This window comes from Corallococcus sp. NCSPR001 (assembly GCF_017309135.1).
Lineage (GTDB): Bacteria > Myxococcota > Myxococcia > Myxococcales > Myxococcaceae > Corallococcus.
Genome location: NZ_JAFIMS010000002.1, coordinates 1,875,376 through 1,889,940, shown reverse-complemented (window position 1 = coordinate 1,889,940; position 14,565 = coordinate 1,875,376). Strand labels below are relative to the sequence as shown.

The window sequence follows — 14,565 nt, the reverse complement described above, 5'->3', positions numbered from 1 at the left end:
GGTCCTGGGTGGCATTTGCCTCATGGCTACGACAGAGCCCCAGGCCCAGGGACGAAATGGTTCACGTGTGTCCCATTGGAAGGCGTTGCCCGGCTCCAGCGTGAAGATGGGGGACGCTACCCGTGAGGGTTCCGGGAGCGTGCTGCCGGACAAGCAGGCCTTCTGCCAGGACGTGAAGGCGGTGGTGCGCACGGTGGGCAAGGGCTTCAAGCCGCTGCGAGGGCAGGCCCAGCGGGGCAACACGGAGGAGCTCTCCATCTGGGAGTCCACGAAGAACATCCAGGACCTGCGCTGCTCCGTCTACCAGACACGGGTGCTGGGGGATTACGTGTACTGCGTCCAGACGAACCAGGAGTGCTCGCCCGCGCAGGACCGCTTCCACCTGCTCTCCAGCTACCTGATGAGCACGTGCTACCCGGGCTGGAGCTGGCAGGACTCCCGGCTGGACTCGTGGGACACCTATTCACAGCGCCGGATGGTGATGGCCACCAACGAAGAGGGGCTGCGCATCTCGCTGGAGATGGGCCGGGCGAAGGACTCCTACTCCCGCTGTGACGTGACGCTCACCTTCGAGCTGCTCTGAAGCGCGGCGTCCGCGAGCCCCGCCAGCAGCAGCACCGGCGCGACCAGCACCGCGCCGAACCAGGCCAGCGCGTAGAGGACTCCGAAGCCCATGCTCCAGGGGCCTCCCACGACGGTCCCGGACAGCACGCTTACGGACTCACGGCCTCCGCCCAGGTGCAGCGCCAGGTAGAGCGCGCAGATGCCCAGCGCGGCCATGACGAACGGGTGTCGCATCATCGGTGCGCCTCCAGGCGCGGCGCCCGCGCCAGACGCCAGAGCGGTCCTTCGACGAGCGCGTACAGCAGCACCGCGTCCGCGAGCGGATTGCCCGCCGCGAAGCGCACGCCGGTGTCGTCGTGCACCGGAAAGGCCGCGAAGTGGAGGCTCGTGAGCAGCCCGTCCAACGCCTCTTCGTCGTCGAACGCCGCCGCCCCCACGAGCGCGAGCCCGCTGGAGCCCGCGTTCGCGTTCACCCATGGAATCGTGGGCCCGGAGTCGATGTCCTGCATCGCCTCCACCTCCGCTGGCCATTCCGCCGCCCACGCGAAGCCCAGCGTCTGCCCCAGGAGCGCGGCGCGGGCCCGCTGGTATTGGTCGCTCGCGAAGTCCGCGTCCACCACCTGGAGCATGTGCGCCGCGAGCCACAACGTGGAGCCCTCCGGCCCGTCCTTCGTCACGCCGTCGTAGGTGAAGCTGGACACGAGCAGACCGGTCCGGCGGTCGGACAGGTGCTCCCGCGCGGAAGCCACCCACCGGCGAAGGAGCGCGCCATGGTCCCGCCCGTCCACCTGGTCCGACAGGCGCAGCGCCGCGAGCGCCACCGTGTTGCAGAAGGTCCAGCCCTCATCCGGGTAGCTCTCCGCCGCGAGCACCGGCGCGCGCTCCAACTGTCCGGCGATGAGGTCCACGCGCTCGCGCAGGAGCGGTGCGTAGTCCGCGCGCGTCTCCACCACCTGGCGCGCGGCGAGCATCAACGCCAGCTCACCGTCCACGAAGAGGCTGCGCCCGCCCGGGTCCTTGAAGGGGCCTGCGTGCACGTAGGGGAGGAAGAAGGCCTCGTGCGCCCGCCGTTCGTCTCGCAGCGTCCGGGCGATGAGGCTGTCCACGACCGCCAGGTGCTCCGCCTTTCGCGCGGGCTCCGACAGCGCGAGGTTCGCGAACGACAGCACGGAGAAGGTGCGCACCATCAAGTCCCACTCCGGGTTCGAGCGGTGGAGCACGTCGCGCTCCGCGCTCGACTCCTGGAGCGAGAACGCGCGTTGGCGCAAGGCCAGCGCCGCCGTCAGCGCTTCCCGGTCGCGGGGCCGGAACAGCAGGTGGAGCGCGGGCAGCCACACCGCCACGGCCAGCACCAGCAGCACGAGTTTGCGTCGCATGCCCGGCAGTCTCGGCCGGGGGCAGGGCCGCGGCGTGGCCCCTCGGGCCGGACGGTCGGCGCCGCGCGCTGAACGGTCGCGGAGACGCCATTGTCCCAATTCGCCGGGCCCGCGTGTCTCAAGGGCCATGAAGACACCTGGATGGACGGCGCTGACGATAGGAGTGTTCCTGGGAGGCTTTGGCCTGATGAAGCCCCCTTCTGCGGAGGCGTGCGGACGCCCCCTGTGCACTGTGCAGGACAGCCGCGTTCCCCTGCCACCGGACGCGGTCGTCCCGGCGAACGTGCCGGCCCTGGTGGTGGTGCCTCCTGCCTATGAGTGGGTGGAGGAGCAGAGCCTGCGCTTGCGAACGGAAGGTGTGGATGTGGAGGCACGCGTCCTCAGGGGTCCCGGGAACAGCGGCGTGCTCGCCCCGGCCGCCCCGCTCGTCCCCGGAACGCGCTATCGCCTGGAGGGGAGCGTCCCCTGCTCCGAAGGCCGCACGGGAGTGCCCTTCGTCACGATGGCGAGCTTCCTCGCGGGTCCGGAGGTCGCGCTGCCCACGGCGACCGGCGTGCTCCAGCCGGCAGCCGCGCAGCACGGACAACTCCGGGTCTGGGACGGCGGCGCGTCGTGCGCGTCGGGCTACATCGCGGGCTGGGTGACGCTGGGCTTCACGCCCTCGCCGGAGCTGGTGCCTTTCCTGCCGTGGGTGCACTGGACGCTGGAGGTGGATGGACAGACGTGGGCCACGGCGCCGCATGGCGCGGTGGACTCCAGCGGCGGGGTCATCCCCGCGGATGGATTCAGGACGATGCGGGACCTGCTGACCGTCTACTCACTCTGTGGCTACGAGTCCCCCGGGATGCCGCCCTCGGCCACGGGCCTCGCGCCCGGGGTGCACACGGCCACGCTGCGCCCGGTGCTCGAACAGTCGGGGACCCCTCTGCCCCCGGTGAGCACTTCCTTCGAGCTGACGTGTCCCGCCATGGGCTCCGACGGCGGCATCGCGCCGCTCCCCGACGCCGGCACTGACACGGGCCCGGATGACGACCTTCCGGTGAAGGCCAAGGGGTGCTCGCAGGCCGGAGGTGGACTCTCGGTGCTGGGCGCTCTCGCGGCCCTGCGGCTCTGGCGCCGCCGGAGGGAGTGATGTTGTCCCAGCCTGGCGGGTTCGCGTGTCCCAAGGGCATGACGACACGCGCATGGAAGGCCCTGGGAGTGGGGACGTTCTTGCTTGGAGGGGGGCTCGTGCTGCCTCCTTCCGCGGAGGCGTGCAGCGGAGCCCCCTGCTACCCCCGAGGAATCGATTTCCCGATGCCGGCGGACTCGGTCGTGCCCGCGAACGTGCCGGCGCTGGTGATGGCGTCGCTCGGATGGCCCCCCGTCGACAGCGACAGCCTGCGCCTGCGCACGGAGGACGGCGCCGACGTGGAGGCACAGCTCTTGTCAGGCCCTGGCCGAAGCGGGGTCCTCGTCCCGGCCGCTCCGCTCGTGCCGGGGACCGTCTACCGGCTGGAGGGCCACAGCCCATGTCCAGGAGCCTCGGAGGAGGAGAACACCGCGACGGCAACGTTCACCGCTGGCCCGGCCGTCGCGCTTCCCACGACGTCGGGGACCCTGCGAGCGGGCCCGGAGCAGCACGGCTCCTTCCCCGTCTACGGTGGCGCATCCTGTTCGACGGAGGTGCAGGGCAGCGAGGTGACGCTGAGCTTCACGCCCTCGCCGGAGCTGGTGCCCTTCCTGCCGTGGGTGCACTGGACGCTGGAGGTGGATGGGCAGCCGTGGGCCACCGCACCGCACGGCGCGGTGGAGCCGGCGGGCACCCTCCGCTTCATGGACCGGCTGCAGTACCTGCACGTCCCGCTCACCGTGTATTCGGTCTGCGAGTTCCCACAGGAGCAGCCGCCTCCCACGGACCAGGGGCTTGCTCCTGGAAGGCATGTGGCCACGCTGCGTCCGGTGCTCGAACAGTCCCCCACGCCGCTTCCCGCCCTGGAGGTCTCCTTCGAGCTGACGTGCCCCGAGAAAGAGCCCGAGCCCGAGCCGGTCCCCGACGTCGACCCCGAGCCCGAGGCTCCGCGGCACGAGGGGTGCTCCCAGGCGGGCGGAGGCCTCGCGGCGTTCGGGCTCCTGGCCACGCTCCGGCTCTGGCGGCGCAAGAACCGCCCCTGAGGCATGTCCCAACGTCCCGGGCTCCCGTGTCTGATGAAGCAAATGCACGGACACGCTTGGACATGGGGCGCGGTGGGGATGTTCCTCCTGGGGCTGGGGGCGCTCGCGCCTCCTTCCGCGGAGGCATGCGTCGCGCCCAACTGCCTCGTCGACGTCCGCTTCCCTCTCCCAGAGGACGGCGGCACGGTTCCCTCGAACGTCCCCGGGCTGGTGGTGGTGCCGCCGCTCCTGGAGAACACGGACGTCTCCACCTTCAAGCTGCTCCAGTCGGATGGCACGCCGGTGCCCTTCACGCTGGCGGAAGGCGAGCGGAGGACGCACGTCGTGGTCCCGAAGGCGCCGCTCGTGCCGGGCACGCAGTACCGCATCGAGGCGAAGGGCCTCTGCCAGTACCGGGACACACAGACGCAATCCGCGACCTTCACCGCGGGCCCGGAGCTGCCCCTGCCCACGACCCTGGGCACGATGAGCGTGGACACACCAAGCCAGGGGGTGTTCCCGGTGTTCGGGGACTCGAACTGCGGAAGCCCGCAGGAGGGCGAGGCCACCACGCTGCGCTTCACCCCGTCACCGGAGCTGGTGCCCTTCCTGCCCTGGGTGCACTGGGCGGTGGAGGTGGACGGGCAGCCCTGGTCGTTCGCCAATCACCACGGGTTGACCTCGACGGGCGAGGACAACCCGGACAGCCACAAGTACGAGTACCGGCGGCAACTGCTGTCCCTCTACACGGTCTGCAAGGCGTACAACCCGCCGCCGCCCAACATGGGCCTCACGCCCGGACGCCATCAGGCCACGCTCAAGGGAACGCTGGAGCACGCGGGCGTCACGCTGCCGCCGCTGAGCGTGGACTTCGAGCTCCACTGCCCCACGGCGTGCATGGGTGGAGGATGCGCCGACGGGGGCACGGACGTTGTCGGAGACCCCGATGACGAAGAGCCCCTCCACGACCCGTCCAAGAACGGCTGCACCCAGGCGGGAGGGGGCCTGACGGTGCTGGGGCTCCTGGCCACGCTGCGGCTCTGGCGCGGCCGGAGGAAGTAGCGCTCCAGGGGCAGGGGTCGAACCTGCGTCCAGCCGGATGAGAGCCGCCTGCTCCAGCACTGCCTGCTCCTCGCGGGACAGGTCCTTCGCCCGTTGAGACACCAGGTCGGCCACGTCTTCCTGCCGGGGCCGAGCTGGAGTGGATCAAGCAGGCAGAGCTTGGAGCAGGGGCGTCGGGTCCATGGGGCTCAGGGAGCCGTGAAGCTCACGACAGTGCCGCCTTCGCCCGCCGCCACGACACGCGTGGGAGATGGACCATCCAGCGAGTACAGCGGGGTTGTCCCCAGGTGCACGGGGGTCCACACGGATCCATCGTAGAAATGAATCCTTCCTTCGGTGGTGGCGACGTAGATGCCCTTCTCACTGAAGGCAAGGATGTCTCGGATGCCGGCCTTCGTTGTTCCATTCGCTTCGAAAACGGGAGGCAAAGAGGCCCAGGAGCCTCCGCTCTTTTTGAAAACGAGTCCATTGGCACCTGCCGCGTAAGCGAATCGGCTATCCGTCACATGGACGCCATAGAGATACCCATCGAAGTTTCCGCCCAAGGAGTCTGAAACCCACTGAGAGGCTGCCGCGTCATAGCGGTAGGCGACCGCTTTGTTACCGCCATTCCCACCCACGGCAAACAACGTGCCCTGGGACCCGGCGCTCCCGATCGCACGAAGGTTGTCGCCAACATTGCCGAAGTTAGAAAGAGCGCCGCCTTCTCCGTAGGGATCGGTCCACTTGAAAATCTTGCCATTGCTTGAGACCGCATAGGCAGTGGGGTTGCCGCCGGACTGCTCGATACCGGTGACGCCATGCAACGGCGCTGAGCCGGGCGCGGTGACCGCGAAACAAAGGGGGTCGTTGTTGAAGAGCCGGGTAATCATCTTCCCTGAGTCCGCGACAGCGAAGAGCCGCCCGTTCGCGGACGCCCACGCCGCCGTCCAGTTACCCAGGCAGGAAGGATCTGTATACGACGTCGGAGTGCCTGTCGCGAAATCGTAATGGACGAGATTATCGGTACCGGCCAGCCATCCCTTCTGCCCATTGTCGTAAAGGGCGATGGCCTTCAGGTTATCGCTGCCTCCCACTGACGTGTTCGTCGTCCATGTGAGGGGGGCGCACTCCTCGTCCACCATGCCGGAGCAGTTGTTGTCCAGCCGGTCGCAGACCTCCGGCAGCCCATTCCGAACGTAGCGAGAGCTCTCATCGCAGTCCTGCGATGGCGAAACACCGCCATCCACGGGCGACTCACAGGCGGCCCCCGGCACCGCTTGGCCACCGAAGCCGTCGCCATCGCTGTCCACATACCAGATCACCGGCTCTTCGACTCGCACACAGGCGGTCTGGCTCGCGGTGCTGGCACACCTGACCTTGCCCGCGCACTTGAGTTCAGCCTCGCAATCACTCTCAAGACCGAAACCCTCATCCTTGTTGCCGTCGCAGTTGTCATCCTTGTCATCGCAGAAGAGCTCTGCCCGCCCCGGCCGGATTTGCGGATTGGCGTCGTTGCAGTCACCGCCCAGAGCCACGGCCCCGGCAGGCTGGGCACAGACCTGCACCGCGACGTCTCCGTAGCCGTCCCCATCCCCGTCCATGTACCAGGTCGGCTTCTCGTCCGCGTCCGACTCCCCGAGGGTGCAGTTGTCATCCTTTTCGTTGCACACCTCCTTGGCGGCGGGGTGCACGGTGATGTCTCCGTCATTGCAGTCAGAGCCCTTGATGGCGCCACCGGGTCCATCGCTGCTGAAGTAGCCGTCCCCATCTCCATCAACGGCCCGCACCGAGAAGGTCACGTCCAGCGTGCCCTCCTCGGGGACCTCCGCCTTCTCCTCCTGGGGGACACCCACCGTGGGGCCCGAGCAGTCGACCTCATGCAGCTGCGTGGTCACGCTCAGCACGCGGCCCCAGTCCTTCTTCCGGAACACCGCCACCGACACGGTGTCCGGCTTGTTGCCGGGGATCGGCACGTCGAGGCGGCTCGTGTTCGCCGCGTTGGCCTCGTCCGTGGCGGTCACCGTGACGCAGCCCTTCGTGAAGCCGCTGTAGCCGATGGTGACGTTCAGCGCTCCGGCCTTCGAGTCGTCCTTCTTGCACCCCGCCAACACGGAGGCACACAGCACCGTCATCAGGATTAAACGCATGGCCCGGCATTTTCGGGCGCGCCCCTGACGCGGGCAAGGCGCATCGGAGAGAAACCACACCTACACGCTCCCCAATGTGCGGAAGGCGTGTTTCAGGCCCGGTGCCATGCCGACGGGCGCCCTCTTCCCGTCACACAAGAAGTCGAGGCTCGCGGCGAGGCCGTGCAGGCAGGCAGCGGCTCGCGAGTGAGCACGAAGCCGTGGGGCCGCATCCACCGGCGATGGAACACTTCCATGTCCGGGCACGTGACGCGCGGCACGCGGCCCGCTATGCCCCTGCCGCGTGAGCACGCCCCTCCTCACCCTGCTTGCCCTCCTGGGCTTCGCCGCGAACTCGCTGCTGTGCCGCGCGGCCCTCTCGGGTGGCGCGGCGCGCGGCATCGACGCGGGTTCGTTCACGCTGGTGCGGCTCGCGTCGGGAGCGCTGGTGCTCGCGCTGCTGCTGCGGCTCCGACGGGGCGGCCACGGGACGAAGGGGCACGGGAGCTGGGCCTCGGCGCTCGCGCTCTTCGTGTACGCGGCCGGCTTCAGCTTCGCGTACGTGCGCATCGGGGCGGGCGTGGGCGCCCTGCTGCTCTTCGGCTGCGTGCAGCTCACCATGCTCGCGGCGGGGCTCGCGCGCGGTGAGCGGCCGCGTGCGCTCGAGTGGGCGGGGCTCGCGGTGGCCCTCGTGGGGCTCGCGGGGCTCACGCTCCCTGGAGCGAGCGCCCCGGATGCGCTCGGCGCGGGGCTCATGGCCACGGCGGGCGCGGCGTGGGGCATCTACAGCCTGCGGGGACGCGGGAGCACGGACCCGCTCGCGGCAACGGCCGGCAACTTCGCGCGCAGCGTGCCGCTGGCCCTCGTACTCGTGATGCTCGCCCGTGCGCTGGAAGCGGCCCCACTCCCGTCGTCCAAGGGGCTCCTGCTCGCGGTCGCGTCCGGCGCGCTCGCCTCGGGCGTGGGCTACAGCCTCTGGTACGCAGCACTGCCACACCTGAGCAGCGCGCGCGCAGCGGTGGTGCAACTGTCCGTCCCCGTCATCGCGGCGGTGGGCGCGGTGCTGCTGCTCGGAGAACCCCTCACCCAGCGGCTGCTCTGGGGTGGCACCGCGCTGCTCGCAGGCGTTCTGCTGAGCCTGCGCGCGAACCGCAATCTCAAACGCTGAGACCGCTCCGCGCGTAGCTTTCCAACAACATCGCGCTTTCCAGGCAAACCTTGACCAATCCTTTCGTCTGCAGTTGCATCGACACCTCACCAGCGAAAGGGAGCGTCACATGTTGCTTCGTGGGTTCGCGATGTTCGCCGTCGTCTCCATCTTCGGAATGGGCTGTGGTGGCGCGGAAGTGACGGACGGTGCCGAGAGCGGTGCGCAGCCCGGCCAGGTCTCCGCCGAGGCCCTCAGCAGCTGTGAGACGCTCCAGACCCGCCGCTGTTCTCCGGGGGCGGAGACGGGCTGCCAGTGGGCCGATGGCGCCTTTGGCGAGTGCTTCTGTCAGGAGATCCCCGCCAACAAGTGGGTCTGCCTGAGAAACTGAAGCTCCCTTGGGGACGCGGACGGCCGCTGACAGGGGCCGTCCGGGTCGGCACTTCACAGCGCGCTGCAAGCCCAGACGCCCAGGGGCGTGCAGAAGCAATTGGGATTGGGGTGGCCCGGCAGACAGCAACTCCGCGTCCCACCCACGGGCGAACACGGGGTCCCCGCGAGCTTGCTACAGCGATTGTTCAGCCCACAGAAGGGAGTGGAGGGGAGGCAGATGTTGTAGAAGCCATCGCACTCGACGGAGTCCGCCTGCACCGAGCAGGTGTTCCCTTCACAAGACACCGTCGAACCATCCGGACAGGTTTGTGAGCACGTGACGAGGGCGCTCGACTGCTGCTCCAGTTCTGGCGCCTCGACAGGCTCCAATCCACCACAGGCCGCCAGCACCGGGACGACAAGCACCGTCAGCACACCCAGGAAGCTCTTCATGGCATGTCTCTCCTTGAGGGATTGAGCGGCATCGAATCACAACGCAACGAAAAGCGGCAGGAGACGAAAGTGCAAATGATGACCGCGCATCGAATTCGGGGTCTCGCGACCCTGGGCGTCCTGGTCGGCCTTTCGGCCTGTCAGGGAATGGAAGAAAACGACAAGCGCACCGCCGCCGAGCCGGACGCATTGGGCGTCACGATCTCCGGACTCCAGGTGGTGGGCACCGACGAGGGCCATGTGCCCACGTTCGCGAATGGGAACTTCGGTCAACTGCGGCTCGGTGGGAACGAGCGGACCGAGGAGGCAGAGGTCCGCGCGCTGCGCCCTTCCCTCCTCGCGGTGAGCAATGTGTTCCACGCGGACCCCGCGGAGCTCACCTTCCAGCGGGCCGTCACGGATGGCCTGGGCGACCGGCACTTCATCTACGTGCAGCGCAAGCATGGCCGCGAGGTCCTGGGCGCCGCGCTTGTCCTCCACACGAGGAATGACGCTGTCTACGCGGTTCACGGCAACGCCCGCGCGGACCTCGACGCGCCGCGAGACGCGCGGCTCAGTCCCGAGGACGCCATCGCGGTGGCCCGGCGGGACTCCGCGCGGCTCGACCGGATCGAGCTGGAGACCCATCCGCGGATGGCCTACTGGCCAGCGGGCGGAAAGCTGGACCTCGTGTACCGCGTGAACGTGACGGGGCGGAGCCAGGACGGAATGGCTGTGGATGAGGACGTCATCATCCACGCCGTGAGCGGGTCGGTCGTGCAGCGGCTGCCGAACCTCTACACGCTCAAGAACCGGGCGGTGTACGACGTCAACCACGGCGGCTCCGCGAACCTCCCGGGGACCCTCGTCCGGGCGGAGGGCGGCGCGGCGGTCGCGGACCCGACGGTCAATACCAACTACGACCTGCTCGGCACGACCTACGACTGTTACAAGAGCCTCTTCAACCGCGACTCCTACGACGGCGCGGGGTCCAAGCTCGTCAGCTCGGTGCACTACGGCTACGGCTACGCCAACGCGGCGTGGAGCGGCTCGAAGAATCAGATGCTGTACGGAGACGGCGACGGCGTGACGTTCGGCAACATGGTCAACGCGCTGGACGTGACAGCGCATGAGGTGACCCATGGGCTCACCCTCTCCACCTCCAACCTGTTGTACTTCGCCGAGCCCGGCGCCCTGAACGAGTCGATGTCCGACATCATGGGCAGCGTGTGCGAGTGGTACCGCAACGGCCAGGTGGTGAATGCCAACACCTGGAAGTGCGCGGAGGAAATCTATACTCCCGCCACGTCTGGCGATGCCCTGCGCTACATGAACGACCCGAAGCTGGATGGGCAGTCATTGGACTACTTCGACCAGACCTTCAGCCCGTTCACCGACGTCCACTACAGCTCGGGCATCCCCAACCTGGCGTTCTATCTGCTGTCCCAGGGTGGCCAGCACCCACGGGGCCGCTCCTCCATCGCCGTGCGCGGAATCGGCATCGCCAAGGCGGCCCAGGTCTTCCACCGGGCCAACACGGTGCTGCTGCTTGGCAAGACGATGGCCACGTTCGCCGACGCGAAGCTGGCCACGGAGCAGGCCGCCGCGCAGCTCGGGTACAGCGCGGCCGACATCGCCTCCGTGACCGCCGCCTGGCAGGCCGTGGGCGTGGGCCCGAGCATCCTCTTCGCCGGCCAGGGCCTCTGGCTGGGACAGTCCATGGTGTCGAACGACCGCCGGTTCTCGCTCGTCCTGCAGAACGATGGGAACCTGGTCCTCTGGGACGCGACGAGCGCCCTGTGGACGGCAAACACCGCAGGACAGGGGGCCCTGACGGCCCACATGCAGGACGACGGCAACTTCGTGGTCTACCGCACGAGCACCCCGACCGTCGGTCAGGCGGTCTGGTCCAGCATGACCTGGGGACATCCGGGCGCCTATCTGATCCTCCAGGACGACGGCAACCTCGTCATCTATGACAAGGACGGCGTCACCCCGCTCTGGAACTCGGGGACCTGGGGGCACTGAGGCGCGGCTCCACGCGGCGTCTGCCCGCCGTCTTGAAGCCTGACAAGGCGGCCGTGGCAACCCCAGGCGCTCTTCGGATAGGGTGCCCGCGTCCCGGGAGCCCATGAGATGTTTTTGAAATCGCGTTCGCTGTCTGCCCTTCTCGTTTCTTGGTGTCTGCTCATGGGCTCGGGGTGCGAGTCCACTCCGGAGGAGCCGCCTCCCCTGTCAGACGCGGGCCCGAGCGTGGATGCGGGAAGCGACGCGGGTTCGGATGCCGGTGTGGACACGGGCCTGGATGCCGGTGTGGACGCGGGGGCCGATGCGGGGCCGGACGACGGACCCGAGGAGCCCCCGCCGCCAGGCGTTCCGGCGGGCCACTCGTTCCTGCGCCCGTCCGCGACGCGCGTTCGCACCGCGCCTTGGACGGACCCCCAGGTCACGCTCCGCTTCGCCTTCCTGGGACAGGCCGGGCGGCACTACGACTTCCTCATCGAGGAGTACCAGCGGTGGGTCATCATGACGTTGAAGGACCCGTCCGGAGCCGTCCTCGAACGCCGGGAAGGCCTCTCCGGGACTCTCCCCGTGATCACGCACTGGTCCGGGTTCACCCAGGAGGGCTTCTACACGCTGGAGGTCTCGACGGAGCCGTTCGAGTTCCCCCGGGACCTGGTCTTCCGCCTCGTGGATCAGGGGCCGGATGCTCACGGTGACCTGCTCACCACTGCATCCCCCTGGCGCCCCTCGGAGCCAGTGATGGGACAGGGGAAGCACTCGGGGGACCGCGACGTGTTCTCGTTCTCCACCGTGGCGGGCCACGTCTATTCGATGGAGTGCGACTTCTCACACCGGGGCTGGTGGCTGTCCTTCTTCGATCCGGTCCTGAACTACGCCGTCAGAGAGGTGAACGGCGCGAACTTCACGGAGCTGCGGGCCTCCACGGCCTTCAAGGCCCCCGCGGAGCGGGCCCTCGCCATCGTCCAGGCCAACAACGTCCTGGTGGCCCCGTCCCCTTCCGACTACCAGTGCCGGCTGAAGGACGAAGGGGCGGAGGACCACGGTGAGCGCATGGAGACGGCGACCGCGCTCGCCGAGGGGACGACCTCCGTCGAGGGGCGGCTCGACTTCCGTGGGGACTTCGACGTCTTCGCGCTGGGCGTCCAACCCGGACACCACTACCGCGCGACCTGCACTCCCGGCGCCACGCCGCCCGACTGTCGGGTCCTCGCGGCGCCGCCGGACGGCGAGTTCGAGGGGTTCGACGACATCGTCCTGGCCTTCAAGGCGGCCGAGACCTCCTACTATGTGGGGGTGAAGGGGGACGGGGTCGTGCGGGCGCAGTGGACGTCCGCCCCGTACTCGCTCCGGTTCGAGGACCTGGGCCTGGACGACCACGGCGACACGCGGCAGACCGCGACGCCGCTGACCGGACCGTCGCAGACCGTCACCGTGCACATCTCTGAGTTCATCGACGAGGACTACCTCTCCTTCCAGGCCATCGCCGGGGGGCGCTACCGCCTCAGCGGCGACTGGAGGGACACGTCGACCGGGCAGCAGCTGATCTCCACGCTCTACGATGAGCAGGGGCGCTCCATCCGGGCCCCCGGGCAGCGCGTCGGCTCGCGCTGGGTGAAGGAGTTCACCCTGACCACGGAGGGGACCTACTACTTCGCGATGGCCGCCTATCTGCGGGAGAACCTCGTCGACCACACGGTCCTCTTCGAGGTCCTGGCCCCCTGACATGTCCATTGCCATGAACGTCAAGCAGCGGTGGCTGTCTGTCCTCCTCCTGTCCGGCGGGCTCGTCCTCGGCGCGGGATGTGATTCCACACCGGAGCCTCCGCCGCTCGTGCTCGACGCCGGCACGGACGCGGAGGCGGATGCGGGGAGTGAGCCGGAGCCGGACGCGGGGAACGTCGACTGCGCGGACGACGGGACGGCTGGGGACCCGGGGGACGCGGGCGTGCCGGATGGCGCCACGCTGCTGACGCCCTCGGACGAAGTGCACACCGTCACCTGGCCGCCCGGAGGAGGCGTGCCGGTGCACTTCGCCTTCGTCGCCCGGGGATGCCGGCACTACGACCTCACGGTGGAGCCGGGGAGCCTGGGCTACTCGGTGGTCCTGCGGGATGCCGCGGGCACGCGGCTCGACTCCGCCGACCAGTACAGCGACAGCACCGACTATCCCCCCAGCCCGCGGCACTGGTCCGGGCTGGAGCGCGGCGCCGTGCACACGTTCTATCTGCTCCCGCTCAACAGCCACCCCCGCGTGCCGTTCCAGTTCCGCCTGGAGGACCGCGGGCCGGACGACCACGGGGACCTGCTCCTCCGGGCGACGCCCTGGAAGCCGTCGGAGCAGCCCTTCACGGGCTACGGCGAGCACTGGCGCGAACGGGACCTGCTGTCGTTCGAGACCACCGTGGACCACGTCTACGCGCTCGGCTGCGCCTTCCCGAACCCCTCCTGGGAGCTGCGGTTCCTCAACGGCCAGGAGAAGTCGCAAGGCGCCGCGTATGACGTCAACGACCGGGAGACCGAGGGCGAAGCCCGCATCAAGGCCCTGGGGGGCACCTACTTCGCCTCCATCCAGGCCAACTCCCTCCTTCCGTCCAGCCCCTACACCTGCGTGCTGAACGACCTGGGGCCGGAGGACCACGGGGGCACCCCGGAAGCGGCCACGCCGGTCCTGGCCGGCACCGCGTCCGTGCAGGGGAAGATCGAGGTGCCCGGAGACCGGGACGTCTTCGCCCTCTCCGTCCAGCCCGGGCACCACTACCGGGTGTCCTTCGCCCTCACGGGACAGCGCCAGGGCGCGCTCCGGGACGCGGCGCCGGGGGGCCCGTTCGGCACCCATCCGGCCTCCGGGGGCGTCCCCACCTCGACGTCCTTCAAGGCGTCCCAGGCGACGCACTTCGTGGAGATGACGGGCACGCCCGCGCTCGAAGCGAAGTACGTGACGGGGAACTACACGCTCCAGGTGGAGGACCAGGGCCTGGACGACCACGGGGACACCCTGGACACGGCGACTCCCATCCCGGACGGCCCCCAGACGCTGTCCTTCCGGATCGCTAACGCCATCGACCACGACGTCTACACGTTCCAGGCCGTCGCCGGACAGCGCTACCAGCTCGACTGCCCCTGGAAGGTGTCGGGCGCGAAGCACCGGCCGGACGTGGTCTTCCTCGACGCGACGGGGGCGGTCCAGGCGTCCACCCTGGAGGACCGGGAGGAGGTGCGCTGGCGGGCTGTCTTCACCGCGCCCCAGAGCGCCACCTACGCGCTCGAGTTCCGGGCGGACTTCTTCACGTCGCCAGGCACGGTGCTGGGCGACATGGACTGCCGCTTCGAGGCCCTGGCTCCCTGA

13 protein-coding genes are annotated in these 14,565 nt (G+C 69.0%); 9 read left to right on the top strand and 4 right to left on the bottom strand.

All coding sequences use genetic code 11. The features are described from left to right. Positions 1 to 67 precede the first annotated feature (67 nt). Entirely contained in the window at positions 68 to 583 is a 516-nt protein-coding gene (locus tag JYJ93_RS09855) for a hypothetical protein (RefSeq protein WP_206788536.1), read from the top strand. Here JYJ93_RS09855 and JYJ93_RS09850 read toward each other — a convergent pair. Together JYJ93_RS09850 and JYJ93_RS09845 are read right to left on the bottom strand one after the other, a co-directional pair. Then, positions 541 to 801 carry a hypothetical protein gene (locus tag JYJ93_RS09850; protein WP_206788534.1) on the bottom strand — a complete coding sequence of 87 codons (261 nt, stop codon included), beginning with the start codon at positions 799 to 801 and terminating at the stop codon, positions 541 to 543. The two genes, JYJ93_RS09855 and JYJ93_RS09850, sit on opposite strands and share 43 nt — an antisense overlap. Next, entirely contained in the window at positions 798 to 1,940 is a 1,143-nt protein-coding gene (locus JYJ93_RS09845) for a hypothetical protein (protein WP_206788532.1), read from the bottom strand. Before JYJ93_RS09845 ends, JYJ93_RS09850 begins: the two co-directional genes overlap by 4 nt. Before the next feature lie 187 nt (positions 1,941 to 2,127). Here JYJ93_RS09845 and JYJ93_RS09840 point away from each other — a divergent pair, with 187 nt between their 5' ends. The 3 genes from JYJ93_RS09840 to JYJ93_RS09830 all read left to right on the top strand — a co-directional run bounded on the left by JYJ93_RS09840 (position 2,128) and on the right by JYJ93_RS09830 (position 5,135). Continuing rightward, positions 2,128 to 3,072 (top strand): hypothetical protein, encoded by a 945-nt coding sequence (locus tag JYJ93_RS09840; protein ID WP_206788530.1) that lies wholly within the window; start codon positions 2,128 to 2,130, stop codon positions 3,070 to 3,072. 164 nt (positions 3,073 to 3,236) lie between these two features. Next, positions 3,237 to 4,094: a hypothetical protein gene (locus JYJ93_RS09835; RefSeq protein ID WP_206788528.1), complete on the top strand. Its 858-nt coding sequence runs from the start codon at positions 3,237 to 3,239 to the stop codon at positions 4,092 to 4,094. A gap of 42 nt (positions 4,095 to 4,136) precedes the next feature. Continuing rightward, a complete protein-coding gene (locus tag JYJ93_RS09830) occupies positions 4,137 to 5,135 on the top strand; it encodes a hypothetical protein (RefSeq protein ID WP_206788526.1) in 999 nt (332 codons plus the stop codon). 188 nt (positions 5,136 to 5,323) lie between these two features. Here the strand turns inward: JYJ93_RS09830 and JYJ93_RS09825 are convergent, their stop codons facing one another. Then, positions 5,324 to 7,264 carry a putative metal-binding motif-containing protein gene (locus tag JYJ93_RS09825; RefSeq protein WP_206788524.1) on the bottom strand — a complete coding sequence of 647 codons (1,941 nt, stop codon included), beginning with the start codon at positions 7,262 to 7,264 and terminating at the stop codon, positions 5,324 to 5,326. 283 nt (positions 7,265 to 7,547) lie between these two features. Here JYJ93_RS09825 and JYJ93_RS09820 point away from each other — a divergent pair, with 283 nt between their 5' ends. Continuing rightward, positions 7,548 to 8,411, top strand: coding sequence for a DMT family transporter (locus tag JYJ93_RS09820; RefSeq protein ID WP_206788522.1), 864 nt, complete (start codon positions 7,548 to 7,550; stop codon positions 8,409 to 8,411). A 109-nt stretch (positions 8,412 to 8,520) separates the two neighbouring features. Next, positions 8,521 to 8,781 (top strand): hypothetical protein, encoded by a 261-nt coding sequence (locus JYJ93_RS09815; protein WP_206788520.1) that lies wholly within the window; start codon positions 8,521 to 8,523, stop codon positions 8,779 to 8,781. 53 nt (positions 8,782 to 8,834) lie between these two features. Here JYJ93_RS09815 and JYJ93_RS09810 read toward each other — a convergent pair whose 3' ends face one another. Beyond that, a complete protein-coding gene (locus tag JYJ93_RS09810) occupies positions 8,835 to 9,215 on the bottom strand; it encodes a hypothetical protein (RefSeq protein ID WP_206788518.1) in 381 nt (126 codons plus the stop codon). A 147-nt stretch (positions 9,216 to 9,362) separates the two neighbouring features. On the opposite strand from JYJ93_RS09810, the gene JYJ93_RS09805 reads away from it, so the two are divergent. The 3 genes from JYJ93_RS09805 to JYJ93_RS09795 all read left to right on the top strand — a co-directional run bounded on the left by JYJ93_RS09805 (position 9,363) and on the right by JYJ93_RS09795 (position 14,565). Next, positions 9,363 to 11,222: a M4 family metallopeptidase gene (locus JYJ93_RS09805; protein ID WP_206788516.1), complete on the top strand. Its 1,860-nt coding sequence runs from the start codon at positions 9,363 to 9,365 to the stop codon at positions 11,220 to 11,222. Positions 11,223 to 11,384: 162 nt separating this feature from the next. Continuing rightward, positions 11,385 to 12,941, top strand: coding sequence for a hypothetical protein (locus tag JYJ93_RS09800; protein WP_206788507.1), 1,557 nt, complete (start codon positions 11,385 to 11,387; stop codon positions 12,939 to 12,941). A 1-nt stretch (position 12,942) separates the two neighbouring features. Next, the gene (locus JYJ93_RS09795) at positions 12,943 to 14,565 is read left to right on the top strand and encodes a hypothetical protein (protein WP_206788505.1); all 1,623 of its coding nucleotides are present in this window, start codon (positions 12,943 to 12,945) and stop codon (positions 14,563 to 14,565) included.